This is a genomic window from Enterococcus sp. DIV0183, from assembly GCF_050541505.1.
Classification (GTDB): Bacteria; Bacillota; Bacilli; order Lactobacillales; family Enterococcaceae; genus Enterococcus; species Enterococcus faecalis.
This window is the reverse complement of the sequence record NZ_CP172932.1, coordinates 1,824,871-1,841,021: the sequence shown is the minus strand read 5'-3', so window position 1 is coordinate 1,841,021 and position 16,151 is coordinate 1,824,871. Positions and strand designations below refer to the sequence as shown.

16 protein-coding genes are annotated in these 16,151 nt (G+C 35.8%); 15 read left to right on the top strand and 1 reads right to left on the bottom strand.

Features of this window, described 5'->3' with window-relative positions; translation table 11 throughout:
- Positions 1-6: 6 nt before the first annotated feature.
- The 12 genes from IGK72_RS09060 (at position 7) to IGK72_RS09005 (ending at position 10,356) form a co-directional block, all read left to right on the top strand.
- A complete protein-coding gene (locus IGK72_RS09060; RefSeq protein WP_002383768.1) occupies positions 7-915 on the top strand; it encodes a YihY/virulence factor BrkB family protein in 909 nt (302 codons plus the stop codon).
- A gap of 110 nt (positions 916-1,025) precedes the next feature.
- Positions 1,026-2,162: an MraY family glycosyltransferase gene (locus IGK72_RS09055; protein ID WP_002366956.1), complete on the top strand. Its 1,137-nt coding sequence runs from the start codon at positions 1,026-1,028 to the stop codon at positions 2,160-2,162.
- Positions 2,163-2,283: 121 nt separating this feature from the next.
- Positions 2,284-3,072 (top strand): glycosyltransferase family 2 protein, encoded by a 789-nt coding sequence (locus IGK72_RS09050; protein ID WP_002359892.1) that lies wholly within the window; start codon positions 2,284-2,286, stop codon positions 3,070-3,072.
- Complete coding sequence (locus tag IGK72_RS09045) at positions 3,072-3,899, top strand: glycosyltransferase (protein ID WP_002370382.1); 828 nt, start codon at positions 3,072-3,074, stop codon at positions 3,897-3,899. Before IGK72_RS09050 ends, IGK72_RS09045 begins: the two co-directional genes overlap by 1 nt.
- A 3-nt stretch (positions 3,900-3,902) precedes the next feature.
- Positions 3,903-4,616, top strand: coding sequence for a glycosyltransferase family 2 protein (locus IGK72_RS09040; protein WP_002362119.1), 714 nt, complete (start codon positions 3,903-3,905; stop codon positions 4,614-4,616).
- A gap of 121 nt (positions 4,617-4,737) precedes the next feature.
- Complete coding sequence (gene rfbA, locus IGK72_RS09035) at positions 4,738-5,604, top strand: glucose-1-phosphate thymidylyltransferase RfbA (RefSeq protein WP_002364387.1); 867 nt, start codon at positions 4,738-4,740, stop codon at positions 5,602-5,604.
- Positions 5,605-5,616: 12 nt separating this feature from the next.
- On the top strand, positions 5,617-6,189 hold the full coding sequence (gene rfbC / locus IGK72_RS09030) for a dTDP-4-dehydrorhamnose 3,5-epimerase (protein ID WP_002410819.1): 573 nt from the start codon (positions 5,617-5,619) through the stop codon (positions 6,187-6,189).
- A gap of 24 nt (positions 6,190-6,213) precedes the next feature.
- Entirely contained in the window at positions 6,214-7,242 is a 1,029-nt protein-coding gene (gene rfbB / locus IGK72_RS09025) for a dTDP-glucose 4,6-dehydratase (RefSeq protein WP_002359895.1), read from the top strand.
- A 92-nt stretch (positions 7,243-7,334) separates the two neighbouring features.
- Complete coding sequence (gene rfbD, locus IGK72_RS09020; RefSeq protein ID WP_023894510.1) at positions 7,335-8,177, top strand: dTDP-4-dehydrorhamnose reductase; 843 nt, start codon at positions 7,335-7,337, stop codon at positions 8,175-8,177.
- Between the two features lie 58 nt (positions 8,178-8,235).
- Positions 8,236-8,961, top strand: coding sequence for a glycosyltransferase family 2 protein (locus tag IGK72_RS09015; protein WP_023894509.1), 726 nt, complete (start codon positions 8,236-8,238; stop codon positions 8,959-8,961).
- On the top strand, positions 8,961-9,326 hold the full coding sequence (locus tag IGK72_RS09010) for a DUF2304 domain-containing protein (protein ID WP_002359899.1): 366 nt from the start codon (positions 8,961-8,963) through the stop codon (positions 9,324-9,326). Before IGK72_RS09015 ends, IGK72_RS09010 begins: the two co-directional genes overlap by 1 nt.
- Positions 9,319-10,356, top strand: a complete 1,038-nt coding sequence (locus IGK72_RS09005; protein WP_002379613.1) for an acyltransferase family protein — start codon at positions 9,319-9,321, stop codon at positions 10,354-10,356. Before IGK72_RS09010 ends, IGK72_RS09005 begins: the two co-directional genes overlap by 8 nt.
- A 46-nt stretch (positions 10,357-10,402) precedes the next feature.
- Here IGK72_RS09005 and IGK72_RS09000 read toward each other — a convergent pair whose 3' ends face one another.
- Positions 10,403-10,744, bottom strand: a complete 342-nt coding sequence (locus tag IGK72_RS09000) for an EamA family transporter (RefSeq protein WP_002356899.1) — start codon at positions 10,742-10,744, stop codon at positions 10,403-10,405.
- A 247-nt stretch (positions 10,745-10,991) separates the two neighbouring features.
- Between IGK72_RS09000 and IGK72_RS08995 the strand changes: the two genes are divergently transcribed.
- The 3 genes from IGK72_RS08995 to IGK72_RS08985 are packed head-to-tail and all read left to right on the top strand — an operon-like array spanning position 10,992 to position 16,149.
- Positions 10,992-11,786 carry an ABC transporter permease gene (locus tag IGK72_RS08995; RefSeq protein WP_002356900.1) on the top strand — a complete coding sequence of 265 codons (795 nt, stop codon included), beginning with the start codon at positions 10,992-10,994 and terminating at the stop codon, positions 11,784-11,786.
- A 12-nt stretch (positions 11,787-11,798) separates the two neighbouring features.
- A complete protein-coding gene (locus IGK72_RS08990; protein WP_002356901.1) occupies positions 11,799-13,016 on the top strand; it encodes an ABC transporter ATP-binding protein in 1,218 nt (405 codons plus the stop codon).
- Entirely contained in the window at positions 13,006-16,149 is a 3,144-nt protein-coding gene (locus IGK72_RS08985; protein WP_430608781.1) for a glycosyltransferase, read from the top strand. The genes IGK72_RS08990 and IGK72_RS08985 overlap by 11 nt, the downstream gene beginning before the upstream one ends.
- The last annotated feature ends 2 nt before the right edge of the window (positions 16,150-16,151 follow it).

Genomic DNA, 16,151 nt, shown 5'->3' with positions numbered 1-16,151 from the left:
TGTGTGATGAAGTTTCTCGACAACATCAAAAAGAATCAATCTTTGATGCGTTTTATTGAGACAACGCAAAGTCACATGGTCACAGCCGAAATAGGCAACAGCTCAGTGGTTGTTGCCTATTATTTATTACTCTCGCTGTTTCCATTACTGATTGCGGTAGGTAATGTCTTACCTTATTTAAGAATCGACCCTAATTCTGTGTTGCCTTATATTGCAGAGGCGATTCCGAAAGATGTTTATAAGAACTTAGAACCAGCGATTCGTTCACTACTAACTCAACGTTCAGGCGGGTTGCTTTCTGTTTCCGCTTTAGCAGCATTTTGGAGTGCCAGTCAAAGTATTAATGCACTACAAAATGCGATGAATAAAGCTTTTGGTGTCGAACAAAGGAAAAATTTTATTCTCGTAAGAGTGGTCTCATTTTTAGTTATTTTGTTATTTATGGTAGCGATTGTTGGTGTAGTAGTAATTTTAGGTCTGGGTCAGTACATTATTGAATTACTACAACCAATTTTCCATTACTCAACGTCTGTGATCGATACTTTCCAAGCGTTAAAATGGCCGTTAACGACCGTTGTTTTATTAGTGATTATGTGTTTGATTTATGCGGTCGTTCCTAATCGGAAATTATCGTTACGTTCTATTTTGCCAGGGGCTATTTTTTCGACAGTCGGTTGGATGCTATTATCACAAATTTTTGGTTTGTACGTAAAATATTTTAGTTCTAGAATCGCAAGTTATCAAATCATCGGGAGTTTTATCATCTTGATGTTATGGCTGAATTTTGCTGCCACGATTATTATTTTAGGAGCAATTGTCAACGCTGTCGTCGATGAATACTTATCTGGAGATAAAGAAAAAAAACAACCAAGTTTTGAACAACGCTTGTTTAGATGGTTTAAAAAGAAAAAATAAATGGATTTCTTTAAAAAAGTCTAAACCGTTGCCAGAACACATGTTTCAGCTTGTAAATGCTTCAGTTTACGGTATAATATATCCTGAACGAGAAGAAAGTGGGTTCGACTATGTCACTATTTATTTATGAAGTTTTGATACGTTTATTTATGACATTTATCTTATCTTTGCTATTAACACCACTTGTTAAGCTTCTAGCGTTTCGGATTGGCGCCTATGATGCACCAGGAGAGCGACGAATCAATACCAAAAATATGCCTACAGCAGGAGGACTTGCAATCTACATTGCTTTTGCTAGTTCATGTTTATTGATTTTTCGTTCGATTATCCCACAAGATTATATTTGGCCGATTATTTTGGCTGGTGGAATGGTTGTTTTGACAGGCCTCATTGATGATATTAAAGAGATTACTCCAATGAAAAAAACAATCGGTATTTTGTTAGCAGCATTAGTTATTTATTTTGTTGCTGGAATTCGGATAGATTTTGTGACGTTGCCAGTTGTTGGAATGATTGATTTGCGCTGGTTTAGTTTACCACTAACTTTATTGTGGATTTTAGCGATTACGAATGCAGTAAATTTAATTGATGGTTTGGATGGTTTAGCATCAGGCGTATCCATTATTGGATTAACCACGATTGGTATTACAGGGTATTTTTTCCTACATGCTAAAACGGTCTATATTCCAATTGTTATTTTTATTTTAGTTGCGAGCATTGCGGGATTTTTCCCATACAATTTTTATCCGGCTAAAATATTTCTAGGAGATACCGGGGCGTTATTCCTCGGGTTTATGATTGCAGTAATGTCGTTACAGGGCTTAAAAAATGCTACGTTTATCACGGTAATTACGCCAATGGTGATTTTAGGTGTGCCAATTACGGATACGGTTTATGCAATTATTCGACGGCTATTAAACAAGAAGCCCATTTCCTCAGCAGATAAAATGCATTTGCATCACCGCTTGTTATCTTTAGGTTTTACCCATAAAGGGGCGGTCATGACTATTTATGCATTAGCGTTAGTTTTTTCCTTTGTCTCTTTATTGTTCAGCTATTCAAGTACAGTAGCATCAATTTTATTAATTGTCTTTTGTTTAATTGGCTTAGAACTATTCATTGAACTAATCGGTCTAGTTGGCGAAGGACATCAACCGTTGATGTATTTGTTACGGATTTTAGGGAATCGTGAATATCGTCAGGAGCAAATGAAAAAGCGACTTGGCAAGCATTCTAAGAGAAAGTAAAGAAATCTTTAGGTTGCTTTGCGAGAGCGTAAACCTATGATATAATTCCATTAAACTTAAAAAAGTATATGTGTGAAACATATGCTTTTTTTTTAAGACGATGTTTCAGTAGTAAGGAGAAATGAGCATGCAAGAAATGGTAACAATCTCGATTGTCACTTATAATAGTCGTTACATTTTTAATGTACTAGACCAATTAAAAGCCGAACTGGGTACTGATAGTATCTATGATATTCATATCTATGACAATCATTCTGAAACAGCGTATCTTGAAAAATTAACAACATATGAACCATTTATTACTATCCATCGCGCTGAAGAAAATCAAGGGTTTGGTCATGGTCATAATCAAGTGTTATTCAATGCTTCGACAAAGTATGCAATTATTTTTAATCCCGATGTTTTGGTTACTAAAGACGTGCTTGATCGTCTATTAGACCGTATCAAAATAGATAAGAACATTGCAGTCGTTAGCCCTAAAGTGCTAAATGAAGATGGCACGACGCAATATTTAGTTCGTCAAAAATTAGATGTTTTCGATTATATGTTACGTTTTATTCCCTTTCAATTTGTAAAGAAAATTTTTGATAAACGTTTGAGTATTTATGAATGTCGCGATTTGTCGGATACAGAAACAACGGATATTAAAATGGGCTCAGGCTGTTTTATGTTGATTGATCGTGAAAAATTCGTTGAAATTGGTGGGTTCGATGAACGTTTCTTCATGTACTTTGAAGACAACGATTTATGTTTACGTTTTGGCAAAGCAGGCTATCGGATTCTCTATACGCCTTTTGAAACGGTTGTTCACATGTATGAAAAGGGCGCCCATAAAAGTCGAAAATTGTTTAAAATCTTTATGCAATCAATGGGAAAATTTTTTAACAAATGGGGCTGGAGGTTCTTTTAATGAGTCAAAGATTAGCGGTAGTCATCGTCTTATATCAAATGAAAATGGCTGATACGCCGAATTATTTGTTATTAAAAGAAGTGGTAGATCACCCCGAATTGCACTTATTTATTTATGACAACAGCCCACTTCCTCAAGAAGATGCATTATTTTTACAACAAAATGTTACTTATCGACATAATCCTGATAATCCAGGCCTAGCGACCGCTTATAATGAAGCGATTGCTTTTAGTCAAACGAATCAATGTGAATTATTGTTGCTCCTTGACCAAGACACAGAAGTGCCAGCTTCTTATTTTGATACGTTGATCATCATGCCGTTAGATCCGACTGTGGCAGTCTATGTTCCAATTGTAGAAGCAAATGGACAACAAATTTCGCCAGTTTATAGTGATCAATATGTTGGACTTAAAGGAGCAAAGCCAACAGCAGGGATAGCCAACCAACCGTTGATGGCTATCAATTCTGGTACAGTCATTACGGCAGAAACACTGCGCTGGTTGGAAGGATTTTCGGAAGAATTTCCTTTGGACTATTTAGATCATTGGTTCTTTTATCAATTGAATCAAGCCAATAAAAAGATTGAAGTCTTACCAATCCACCTAAAACAAGAATTGTCTGTTTTAGATTATCGTACAATGAGTCCTCAACGTTATCGCTCTATTATTGAAGCAGAAACGTTATTTTATCGTCGATATGATCAAGAAAAGTTTTCCCATCATCGACGCCATTTATTTTTACGCAGTAGTAAGCAATTTTTAACTGTCAAAAATCGCCAAATTTGGCGGCAAACATTGGCAGAATTTCTCAAGTTAATGAAAGGATAATCTATGATCTCAGTTTGTATTGCGACATATAATGGAGAAAAATATCTCGCGGAACAATTAGATAGTATTCTTTTACAAGTCAGTGAAGAAGATGAACTAATTATTTCAGATGATGGTTCTACTGATCATACGTTGGAAATTTTGAGAACGTATGCAGCGAATTATCCCCAAATTCAATTGTTACAAGGTCCAGGGCAAGGAGTGATTGCTAATTTTGCATTTGCGCTTACGCATACGAAAGGCGAAGTAATATTTTTAGCAGATCAAGATGACGTTTGGTTACCAAATAAAGTAACGACGGTGACAGAATATTTTGAAACGCACCCTGACATCCAAGTGGTTATTAGTGACTTGAAAATTGTTGATGCGGATTTACAAGTTACCAATCCCTCTTATTTTAAGTTTCGAAAAGTCAAACCAGGATTTTGGCGAAATGCGATAAAAAGTGGCTATATTGGGGCAGGTATGGCCTTTCGTCAAGAGATGAAAAACGTCATTTTACCCATTCCGCCGGAAGTTCCTATGCATGATATGTGGATTGGTTTATTAGCTGCACGGAAGAAGCAAACGGGTCTCATTAAAGAACCATTAGTGCTTTACCGAAGACATGGAGCGAATGTCAGCCCCATTATTACCAAAACAAGTTTCCAACAAAAATTAAATTGGCGTGTGAATTTATTAAAAGCTTTACATCAGCGTTTAAAGGAACAGCGCTAAACTTTTACAGATTTGTAAAATTTACGTAAAAAACATGACAAACCCTATGCTTAATGCGATAATAGGGAAGGATATTTGGTTTTATAGAAACTAAAAATAGAAGTATTTAAGGAGATTGTTCATGAAAGGAATTATTTTAGCAGGCGGAAGCGGGACACGCTTATATCCGTTAACAAAAGCAACATCAAAACAATTAATGCCAATTTACGACAAACCAATGATTTATTACCCAATGTCAACGTTAATGTTGGCGGGAATTAATGAAATTTTGATTATCTCTACACCAGAAGATACACCACGTTTTGAAAGCTTATTCGGCGATGGCCATGATTTAGGCATTCATATCGAATACGCGGTACAAGAAAGCCCAGATGGTTTGGCGCAAGCATTTATTATTGGTGAAGAATTTATTGGTGATGACAGTGTCTGCTTAGTTTTAGGGGACAATATTTATTATGGTGGCGGCTTATCAAAAATGTTGCAACGAGCGGCTTCTAAAGAGTCAGGGGCAACAGTCTTTGGTTACCATGTAAATGATCCAGAGCGTTTCGGCGTGGTAGAATTTGATGAAGAGATGCGGGCGCTTTCTATTGAAGAAAAACCAGCACAACCGAAGTCAAATTACGCAGTGACAGGTTTGTATTTTTACGACAATGAAGTGGTTGAAATTGCGAAAGGGATCAAACCGTCAGAACGTGGGGAATTAGAAATAACAGACGTTAATAAAGTCTACCTTGAAAAAAATAAACTTTCTGTTGAGGTAATGGGCCGTGGCTTTGCTTGGTTAGATACAGGCACACACGAATCTTTATTAGAAGCGTCAACATTTATTGAAACAATTGAAAAACGTCAAAATTTAAAAGTCGCTTGTTTGGAAGAAATTGCTTATCGAATGGGCTATATTACAAAAGAACAATTGGTAGAATTGGCACAACCATTGAAGAAAAATGGCTACGGCCAATACTTGCTACGTTTAGCAGCAGAATAGGAGCGAAGAAACGTGAAAGTTATTGATACAAAATTACAAGATGTCAAAATTATCGAAATGGATGTTTTCGGTGATCATCGTGGCTTTTTTACAGAAAGTTATTCCAAAGCTAAATTTGCAGAACATGGATTAGACTTTGATTTTGTCCAAGATAATCATTCATTATCAACAGAAGCAGGTGTCTTGCGTGGATTGCATTTTCAAAAAGGCGAAGCTGCGCAAACAAAACTAATTCGCGTTGTAACAGGTGCGGTATTAGATGTGATTATTGATATTCGTAAAGGGAGTCCAACCTATGGTCAATGGGAAGGCTACATTTTATCAGAACATAATCACCGTCAGCTTTTAGTACCAAAAGGTTTTGCTCATGGTTTTGTCACCTTGACACCGAACGTGAATTTTATGTACAAGTGTGACAATTACTACAATGCGGCAGCAGACGGCGGTATTGCTTTTAACGATCCAGCGTTAGCTATTGATTGGCCAATTGCGCCAGAAAAAGCGATTACGTCAGAAAAGGATCAAAAACATCCAACCTTAAAAGAATTTGAAGCGGAAAATCCGTTTATCTATGGCGAAATTTAAGAAAAAAGTAGGAGAGTTTCAATTATGAAAAAAATCATCGTAACAGGTGGAGCTGGTTTTATCGGCTCAAATTTTGTTCATTATGTTGTAAAGAATCATCCAGAAGTTCATGTAACTGTATTAGATAAATTAACGTATGCAGGAAATGAAAAAAATCTTGAAGGTCTACCAAGTGATCGTGTGGAATTAGTCGTAGGAGATATCGCTGATGCTGAATTAGTTAATCGTTTAGTCGCTGAAACAGATGCGGTCGTTCACTATGCTGCTGAATCGCATAACGACAACTCATTAAACGACCCATTTCCATTTGTACAAACCAATCTGATTGGGACGTATACATTGATCGAAGCTTGCCGTAAAAACAATGTTCGTTACCACCATGTATCGACTGATGAAGTTTATGGCGATTTACCTTTAAGAGAAGATTTACCAGGACATGGAGAAGGCGAAGGGGAAAAATTCACTGCCGAAACGCCTTACAATCCTTCAAGCCCTTATTCTTCAACAAAAGCAGGATCTGACTTGTTAGTCAAAGCGTGGGTCCGTTCTTTTAACTTACAAGCAACAATTTCAAACTGTTCAAATAACTATGGTCCATATCAACATATTGAAAAATTTATTCCTCGTCAAATTACCAATGTCTTAAGTGGCATTACACCAAAACTTTATGGTGCTGGTAAAAATGTTCGTGACTGGATTCATACAAACGACCATTCTTCGGCTGTTTGGGCAATTTTAACAAAAGGGCAAATTGGCGAAACATATTTAATCGGAGCCGATGGTGAAGAAGACAATAAAACAGTGATGGAATTAATTTTAGAATTAATGGGACAACCTGTTGATGCCTATGAGCATGTCAACGATCGTGCAGGACATGACTTACGTTATGCGATTGATTCAACCAGATTACGCGAAGAATTAGGTTGGGAACCAGAATTCACGAATTTCCGTGAAGGCTTGGCAGAAACAATCAAGTGGTATACAGAAAATGAAGACTGGTGGCGTGCAGATAAAGAAGCTGTTGAAGCAAAATATGCACAAAATGGTCAGTAATTTTTTCTGACATGTGAGATAACAGTCGAAAGGCGATGGCAAAGTACAAAAGCTACTTTGCCCTGCCTTTTTTTCAAGAAGGAGCGAAAATAATGATTTTAATTACTGGTGGAAATGGCCAATTGGGCACAGAATTACGTCACCTATTAGACGAACAAGGAATTGAGTATGTTTCAACGGATTCCACAGAATTAGATATTACTGATGCGGATAGTACGTTGGCAAAAGTGAAAGAAATTCAACCAAACGTCATTTATCATTGTGCTGCTTATACAGCTGTTGATAAAGCAGAAGACGAAGGCAAGGAATTAGATGAAAAAGTGAATGTAGATGGCACACGTCATGTTGCAGAAGCTGCTAAAGCAGTGGGGGCGACACTTGTTTATGTAAGTACAGATTATATTTTTGATGGAACTAAAAAAGAAGGCGTCTATGCGATTGATGATCAACCGAATCCTTTAAATGAGTATGGTCGGACGAAGTTATTAGGTGAACAAGCGGTACAAGAAATCCTGGACGACTATTATATTATTCGAACATCATGGGTATTTGGTCAATACGGTCATAACTTTGTCTTTACCATGCAAAAATTAGCGGAAACAAGAGACCAACTAACGGTAGTGGACGATCAGTTTGGCCGCCCAACTTGGACAAGAACGTTAGCCGAATTTATGGCATTTGTTATTGCAGAAAAAGCGCCATTTGGTGTTTATCATTTGTCTAATGAAAACAGCTGTAGCTGGTATCAGTTTGCTAAAGAAATTTTAAAAGATACTGAAGTGGAAGTACTGCCAGTGGATTCAACTCAATTTCCACAAAAGGCGCAAAGACCACAATATTCTGTCATGGATTTAAGTAAAACAGAAGCGTTAGGCTTTAAAATTCCTACTTGGCAAGAAGCCTTAGCACAAATGTTAGAAAGTGTTCAACAATAAATTGTTTTGTGTAAGTGAGGGGTTTTGTTAGAGAAAAAGTGGAAAGGTGTTTCTCTTTATGAAGGTACTTTTAATCATTCCTGCTTACAATGAGGAAGAAAACATTTTGCGGACGATTGCTTCCATTGAAACATTTAAACAGGAAGTTACGCATTTTCAACATGAATTGGATTATGTGGTAATTAATGATGGCTCGACAGATGGAACCAAACAAATTTTAGAAGCCAACCAAATTAATGCCATTCATTTAGTGTTGAATTTAGGTATTGGCGGGGCGGTACAGACCGGCTATAAATATGCCTTAGAAAATGAGTATGATGTTGCGGTTCAGTTTGATGGTGATGGTCAACATGATATCAATAGTTTACCTGTTTTACTGGAACCATTAGCAGAGGGTAAATGTGATTTTTCGATTGGCTCTCGTTTCATTCCTGGAAACGAAGCGGCTTTTCAAAGTACGAAAATGCGCCGTTTTGGTATTCGTTTGTTATCTTTTTGCATTCGAATGGCTTCTGGTAAAACAATTTATGATGTGACTTCAGGGTATCGAGCAGGAAATCGGAAAGTGATTGCTTTTTTTGCAAAGCGTTATCCGACAAATTATCCTGAGCCAGAATCGATTGTTCACTTAATTAAAAAACGTTTTGTGATTGTTGAAAGACCTGTCAATATGATGGAACGGCTTGGTGGTGTTTCTTCGATTCGTGCCTTGGCTTCTGTGAAGTATATGCTGGAAGTCGGCTCAGCAATTCTGATTGCTGCCTTTATGAAGGAGGGAGATTAATGCTACCAACCGTGTTATGGCTAGCTTTATTTTTATTTGCAATTGGCTTTTTCTTATACATTATTCGAGGGATTAATAAAAATATTTTTCTCCTAAAAAATGCTTTGATTTGGTTATTAATCTCAATTGTCTTAATTATTTTTGCTATTTTCCCGCATGTGGCAGAATGGTTAGCAATGGCCTTTGGGTTTGAAACAACATCAAACTTCTTATTATCAGCTGCGGTGATTGTCCTTTTAATCATGGAAATTAAAAATTCTGTGTTGATTTCAAAACACGAAAATCGTATTAAAACATTATTGCAAGAATTATCTATCATGAAATCTGAAGAAAAATGGGAGAATAGAGAGGGGAAAAATGACTAAAAACAATGATGTATTGGATGCCTTCAAATTTATTGCTGCATTAAGTGTAGTTGGAATTCATACCTTTCCCTCTAAATCTATTTTGGGTAGTGATTTGAAAATATTAGCCCGCTTTTCTGTTCCGTTTTTTTTCATAGTATCTGGATATTTTTTGTTTAAAAAAATTTCTTTTAGAGAAAAAGAAAAAGATAAAAAAATACTATTCAATTATATAAAAAGAATCTTAAAAGTATATCTTTCGTGGTTGATCTTTTACATTCCCTTCTTTATCGTATCTATTATGAATTTTGTTAAAGGGGAAATGGATTTAAGAGGAAAAATATCATTTATACTGAGCATATTATTAGGCTATGTCCCCAGAATAGGTGTTTCTTGGTATTTAATCGCATTAGTAATGAGTGTATTTATTATTTATTACATCCGAAGTTATTTTGGTGAGAAAGTATTATTAACAATTGGAATTGTTAGCTTTCTGATAGGAGTATTTACTTCTACTTATGGTAAGTGGTACTTTGACATTGAATGGATTAAACAAGTGCCTTTTTATGGTTCTATATCTTTTTCGATGATTTCTACGATTTGTTATGTGATTATAGGCTATTTTTTAGCAAACTATGTATTTGAAAAACCTTTAAATAATTTATTCTTAGTTTTAGGTATTGTTATTTTTTCTTATGTAGGACTAAAGGAAGTGAAATTTGCGCAACAATTAGGTGTTTTTTATGATGCACAAAATTATTTTACGTTACCAATAGTTGCTGTGTTAGTGGTTATTTTAAGTTTTAATTTAGAAAATATACGTATTCCTGGAAGTGACTTTTTAAGAAAATCTAGTATTATTATTTATTTAGCGCAAAATCCGATAAAATATTTACTATTTTATGCAGCTAGTCAATTAGGGATTCAAAAGTTAACGTACGATAACTTTAAAACATATGTTGTACAAGTTTTTTTGTTAATTGTTTTTAGTTATATTATCATTAAATTAAGTGAACTGAGACAGTTTTATTGGCTTAAAAATCTATATTAAATAAAACAACAAAGACCTTAAGTTGGAGTTTAAGGTCTTTGTTGTTTTATTTAAGATTCATAATCACAATGCCGACAATAATAACCACAGCACCAATAAGGGCATTCGTTGTGATTGTCTCTTTTAGAATAAGATTTGAAGCAATTAAAATAGCGATGTTTGTACAGGCAACGCCTAAAGGAACAATGTAAGAAACATCGGAACGACTAATAATTAACATCCATAAAATAAAACTAATTAAATAACAAAATAAACCCAATAAAGATATAAGTGAGATATTCATTGAAAAGATTGTTTGTTGGAGTTGGATGTTCAAACTGCTAGAACCTAGTTTAAATAAGACCAGACCAGCAGAAGACAGAAATACGTAAATAATAAAAAGAACCATAATTTCCCTTCTCTCAAAAATAGTTTCCGTGCAAAAAAATGCAAGACCTCCATTATTGTAGCATAATCTCCTAAAAATTGGACAAGATTTTTTAATATAGCGAAATCAGTTAAATTTTTCTTTATAAAAAGGGGTCTACTATTGAAAAGCTAGGCGTTTATCGATAAAATAGAAATGTTGTTTAAAATGGCATTTTTGTATCCAAAAATTTTAGATAAAAATAGTTTATTACGGAAGGAATAAGTATATGTTTAAAGAAACATTTTCAATTTTCAAGAATATTTTTCAGAACAAAAAATTGTTATTACAATTTTCATTTAATGATTTTAAGGCCAAGTATGCTGGTTCAGCACTAGGAATTGTCTGGGCATTTTTAACGCCATTAGTAACTGTTTTGACGTATTGGTTTGTCTTTTCTGTAGGCCTTCGTTCTAGAGCTGGCGACAATATGCCATTCATTGTCTATTTAGTAACAGGGATGGTACCTTGGTTCTTCTTTTCAGATTCGTTATTATCAGCCACGAATGTGTTTCGTGAATATAGTTATTTAGTTAAAAAAGTCGTGTTTAATGTACAAATTTTACCAACATCTAAAATTTTATCGAACTTGTACACCCACTTGTTTTTCATTCTAATTGGTTTTGTAATTACTACAGCTAACGGTTATTACCCAAGTCTGTACAGTTTGCAATTAATTTACTACTTAGCTTGTTTATTAGTCTTTTTAACAGCAATTACGTGGATTACTGCTTCAACACAACCATTTTTACCTGATATTATGCAATTTATCAATATCATTATGCAAACAGTTATGTGGACATTACCAATTTTATGGCAACCAACTGGAATGATTGCGACAATCTTAAAAATCAATCCATTATATTATATTGTTCAAGGATACCGCGAATCTTATTTAGGCGGTGCATGGTTCTGGGAACATTGGCAATATAGCTTATATTTCTGGGGAGTTACTATTGTTTTACTATTAATTGGCTCAACCGTGTTTAGACGCTTAAAACCACATTTTTCAGATGTATTATAAGGAGAGAACGACATGTCAGAATATGCAATCGATATCCAACATATTACCAAAACATACAACATGTATAAAAAGCCGTCCGATCGGTTTAAAGAGGCGCTTAGTCCAACCAAAAAATCCTACCACGATTTGTTTTATGCGTTAGACGATGTCACGATGCAAATTAAAAAAGGCGAGATGATTGGTTTTGTCGGCGAAAATGGCTCTGGGAAATCAACCATGTTAAAAATTATTACAGGAGTATTAACGCCAACCTCCGGGTCCATGGTGATTAATGGGAAAATTTCAGCGTTGCTTGAATTAGGTTCAGGTTTTAACCCTGAATATTCAGGATATGAAAATATTTTCTTAAATGGAATGGTCTTGGGTTTTTCACGAGAAGAGATGGAAGAGCGTGTCCAAGATGTCATTGATTTTGCTGACATCGGCGATCATTTGTATCAACCAGTTAAAACGTACTCTAGTGGTATGTTTGTCCGCTTGGCTTTTGCGGTAGCCATTAACGTGGATCCCGATATTTTAATTGTCGATGAAGCGTTGGCTGTCGGGGATTTAGAGTTTCAATTAAAATGTATGGAAAAATTTACGGAAATTAAAAATTCTGGTAAAACAATTTTATTTGTTTCTCACGATGTAAACTCCATTCGTCGTTTTTGTGACAGAACTTTTTGGTTGCAACACGGGAAAGTCGTTGAATATGGAGATACGATGGACGTGACGACCAACTACGAAAACTTTTTGAAAAAGAAATCAATTAAAACGGTTGACCGCGAAGCGACCATGAAAGATGAAACCCCAACACCAGATATTATTGAAGTGGATCATGCGGAACTTTTAAATGCGGATTATGAACCATTAGAAATGGTAACGCAAGATGAAAAAGTGATTGTAAAAATTGAATATACTGTCAAAAATGACCAAATTAAGAAGCCTGTTTGCGGGGTCGCTATTCGAACAGTGGACAACCATTATGTCTGTGGCTTAAATACGTTATTAGATGGCGTGCAAATTCCTTGGAAAAAAGGACGGAATGTTTTTTATTTAGAATATGAAAAAATGTCATTATTAACAGGTGAATATTATTTTGATATTGCTTTCTTTGAGGAACATGCAACAGTCCCATTAGTCTACAAAACAAAATACGTGACGATGTTTATTACCGGTCGTTATGCCGGAGAAGGAATTGTCATCTTAGATCATAAATGGAAGGATACGACAAAAGATGAAGTATGATTTTGAAATGGAAACAGACGAGAGTACCAGTGTTGGGAAAATCGTAGCACAAATCAAAGAAAATAGTGATGTCTTGGAATTTGGTCCAGGTAATGGGCGAATGACTAGCTATTTGATGGAAGAAAAAAAGTGCCAGGTCTCAATTGTTGAATTAGACAAAGAACTTTATGATCATGTCAGTCAATTTTCAACAGATGCCTTTTATGGCAATATTGATGAAAATGATTGGGTCGAATACTTTGCTGGTAAGACGTTTGATTATATCGTTTTTGCAGATGTGTTGGAACATTTAATGAATCCTCAAAGCGCCTTAGCAAAAGTCAAACCGTTTTTAAAACCAGGTGGTCAAATCTTAATCACTTTCCCTAATTTGGCGCATAATTCGGTGTTAATTGATTTATTTAATAATCGTTTAACGTGGAATGAAACTGGGCTATTGGATGCTACGCATAAATCATTCTATTTACAAGAAGGATTTGAAAAAGTTTTTGCAGAAGTTGGTTTATACATTGCCAAAGAAGATTTTACATTTAATCAAGTTGGCTACAACGAAATTCCTACGACGTATGAAGCGTTACCTGTAGAAGTACAAGCAGCTTTTAAAGCGCGTCCCTTTGGCGAAGTGTATCAGTACTTTTTTGCCTTGACTGCTGAACCAGTAGAACAGCCAGAGCGAGTGACACCAGTAAATTCATACAATGAAAAAAACGTTCATATTTTAATTAATTGCGGCGAAGAAAAAGAGACTGAGTTGGATCAACCAGTTGATTTACAAAAACCTGAAACAAAACGGTTCCAACTGAAGATACCAGAAGATGTCCAACTGATAAAATTATTCCCAAGTTTAACGGGGACAATTATCAAATTATCCATGACGATAGACGGCGAGACAGTCCCAGTCGCAGCCACGAATGCTTTTCTGGTACAAGAGAATATCTATTATTTCTTAGATACGCAAGTACCTGTAATCGAAGTAACCGATGCACAAATGGCAGGCAAAGACCTGACAGTAGACATTGATTATTTCTTTGAAGGCAACTATTCAGAACGTGAAAATACCTTTATTCATGCACTGTTAGATGAAAGAAATCAATTTTTAGAAGAAATGAATAAACAGACGGAGACTGCCCCTATGCCTACTGGAAAATATAAACGAATCACGTTAACTAAATTTGATAAAATGATTAATTTAACCATCGATGATATTGCTCGCGATGTAGAAAATAACGTTTCTGTTATCAGAGGGTGGGCGTATGACAAACAAACAAATTATCCGCTAAGATTCAGCATTGCAGAAGCTAGTGAATCAGTCACTTATACGGTGGAAACAGAATACCGTCGTGATGTTATTGATATGTTTGAATTAGAAGGCGATCAAGATTATGGTTTTGTAATTACGATTAAAGATCCAGAAGATTTACCAGCCTACACGTTAAACATTGACACCAAATCAGGCCAGAAGGTTCAATACGTGGTGGAGCGTCCAAACATGGTTCAACCAGGTACGAAATTTGATCGAGCATGGCGTTCGATTCAGACACGTGGTTTCATGGGCTCAGTGAAGTGGTACTTTAAACGACAAGAAAAAGCAGAAGCCCCTGTTGACGTGGAGGCAGTTTTAGCGGAAATTAAAACGTTCCAATTTCAGCCTAAAATTTCTGTCGCTGTACCTGTTTATAATGTCGAAGAAAAATGGCTTGCAGCGTGCGTTTCTTCTTTACAAAATCAGTACTATGAAAATTGGGAGTTATGTTTAGCAGATGATGCATCGCCAAGCGAACATATTAAGCCCATGCTAGAAAAATATAAAGAACTAGATCAACGAATCAAAGTTATTTATCGCGAAGAAAACGGACATATTTCAGAAGCAACTAACTCAGCTTTGTCGATTGCTACTGGCGATTTTGTTGGTTTCATGGATAACGATGATGAATTAGCGCCACAAGCATTATATGAAGTGGTCAAAGCTTTAAACACAGACCCAACGATTGATTTTCTTTATACTGATGAAGATAAAATTACAGAAAATGGTCGTCGCTTCAACGCGTTTTACAAATCAGACTGGAATCCAGAACTGATTTTAAACCATAATTACATTACACACTTTGTTGTTGTGAAACGTGATTTATTAGAAAAAGTAGGCGGATTGAATTCAGCATATAACGGCGCTCAAGACTATGATTTCGTATTGCGAGCAACGGAACAAGCAACGAAAATCAAGCATATTCCTGGTATGATGTATCATTGGCGTGCCATTGAATCATCGACTGCTCTAAACCCTGAAAGCAAAGGTTACGCCTATGTAGCTGGTCAAAAAGCGGTCCAAGCGGCAACGGAACGCCGTGGCTTAAAAGCACAAGTAGAGATTGCCGAATTTTATGGTTCCTATAAAATTAACTATCTTTATGATCATGTGCCGATGGTATCATTGATTATTACGAATGATACAGAGAATATGAGTAGTTACTTACGTCAATTATTAGAAAAAACTGCCTATACAAATTATGAAATTCTATTGCCTGCACGCTTCGAGAATCAAATAAATATCCAAAATGACCGTCTTCGTTATGTTTCAACAGAAACTCGTCATGGCATGATTCAAGCTGCTAAGGGAGAATATGTGGCTTTATTAAATGCTGGATTGGTACCAACGAAAAATGATTGGTTAAAAGAGTTAATGAACATTGGTCAACAAGAGACCTCTGGTTTAGTGACTGGCCGCGTAGTTGACGCACGCTATCGCGTGGAAACAGTGGGAGTATCAGTTGATACAGACAAAGGTCGATTACTTTATCCTGAAAAAGGCACCCCTGGTAAAAGCTTAGGTTACTATTACAGAATTGCTTTACCAAGAAATATTCAAGCAGCAACTGAAGACTGCTTACTATTCAATAAACAACTTTACCTAAATTTAGAAGGAATTAACGAAAACTTAGGAAAAGAGTGGATGGGTGTCGATTTATCGTTACAATTTGCTAGCGCTGGTAAACGAAATGTATATGTGTCCTATGCAATTTTGAAAGCAGACGAAAAAATGCAAAACCATGATAAAAAAGGATCTTATAAAGAACTTGCGGAAAAATGGACCGCGGAAGCTTTAGTTGATCCCTACCGAAATCCGAAACATCTATAAGG

Coding starts and splice junctions, on each gene's coding strand:
- IGK72_RS09050 (WP_002359892.1), top strand. CDS start 2,284: ATGAGCATGCAAGAAATGGTAACAATCTCGATTGTCACTTATAATAGT.
- IGK72_RS09010 (WP_002359899.1), top strand. CDS start 8,961: ATGCTACCAACCGTGTTATGGCTAGCTTTATTTTTATTTGCAATTGGC.
- IGK72_RS08985 (WP_430608781.1), top strand. CDS start 13,006: ATGAAGTATGATTTTGAAATGGAAACAGACGAGAGTACCAGTGTTGGG.
- rfbD (WP_023894510.1), top strand. CDS start 7,335: ATGATTTTAATTACTGGTGGAAATGGCCAATTGGGCACAGAATTACGT.
- IGK72_RS09015 (WP_023894509.1), top strand. CDS start 8,236: ATGAAGGTACTTTTAATCATTCCTGCTTACAATGAGGAAGAAAACATT.
- IGK72_RS08995 (WP_002356900.1), top strand. CDS start 10,992: ATGTTTAAAGAAACATTTTCAATTTTCAAGAATATTTTTCAGAACAAA.
- IGK72_RS09000 (WP_002356899.1), bottom strand. CDS start 10,744: ATGGTTCTTTTTATTATTTACGTATTTCTGTCTTCTGCTGGTCTGGTC.
- IGK72_RS09045 (WP_002370382.1), top strand. CDS start 3,072: ATGAGTCAAAGATTAGCGGTAGTCATCGTCTTATATCAAATGAAAATG.
- IGK72_RS09040 (WP_002362119.1), top strand. CDS start 3,903: ATGATCTCAGTTTGTATTGCGACATATAATGGAGAAAAATATCTCGCG.
- rfbA (WP_002364387.1), top strand. CDS start 4,738: ATGAAAGGAATTATTTTAGCAGGCGGAAGCGGGACACGCTTATATCCG.
- IGK72_RS09005 (WP_002379613.1), top strand. CDS start 9,319: ATGACTAAAAACAATGATGTATTGGATGCCTTCAAATTTATTGCTGCA.
- IGK72_RS09060 (WP_002383768.1), top strand. CDS start 7: ATGAAGTTTCTCGACAACATCAAAAAGAATCAATCTTTGATGCGTTTT.
- rfbB (WP_002359895.1), top strand. CDS start 6,214: ATGAAAAAAATCATCGTAACAGGTGGAGCTGGTTTTATCGGCTCAAAT.
- IGK72_RS09055 (WP_002366956.1), top strand. CDS start 1,026: ATGTCACTATTTATTTATGAAGTTTTGATACGTTTATTTATGACATTT.
- IGK72_RS08990 (WP_002356901.1), top strand. CDS start 11,799: ATGTCAGAATATGCAATCGATATCCAACATATTACCAAAACATACAAC.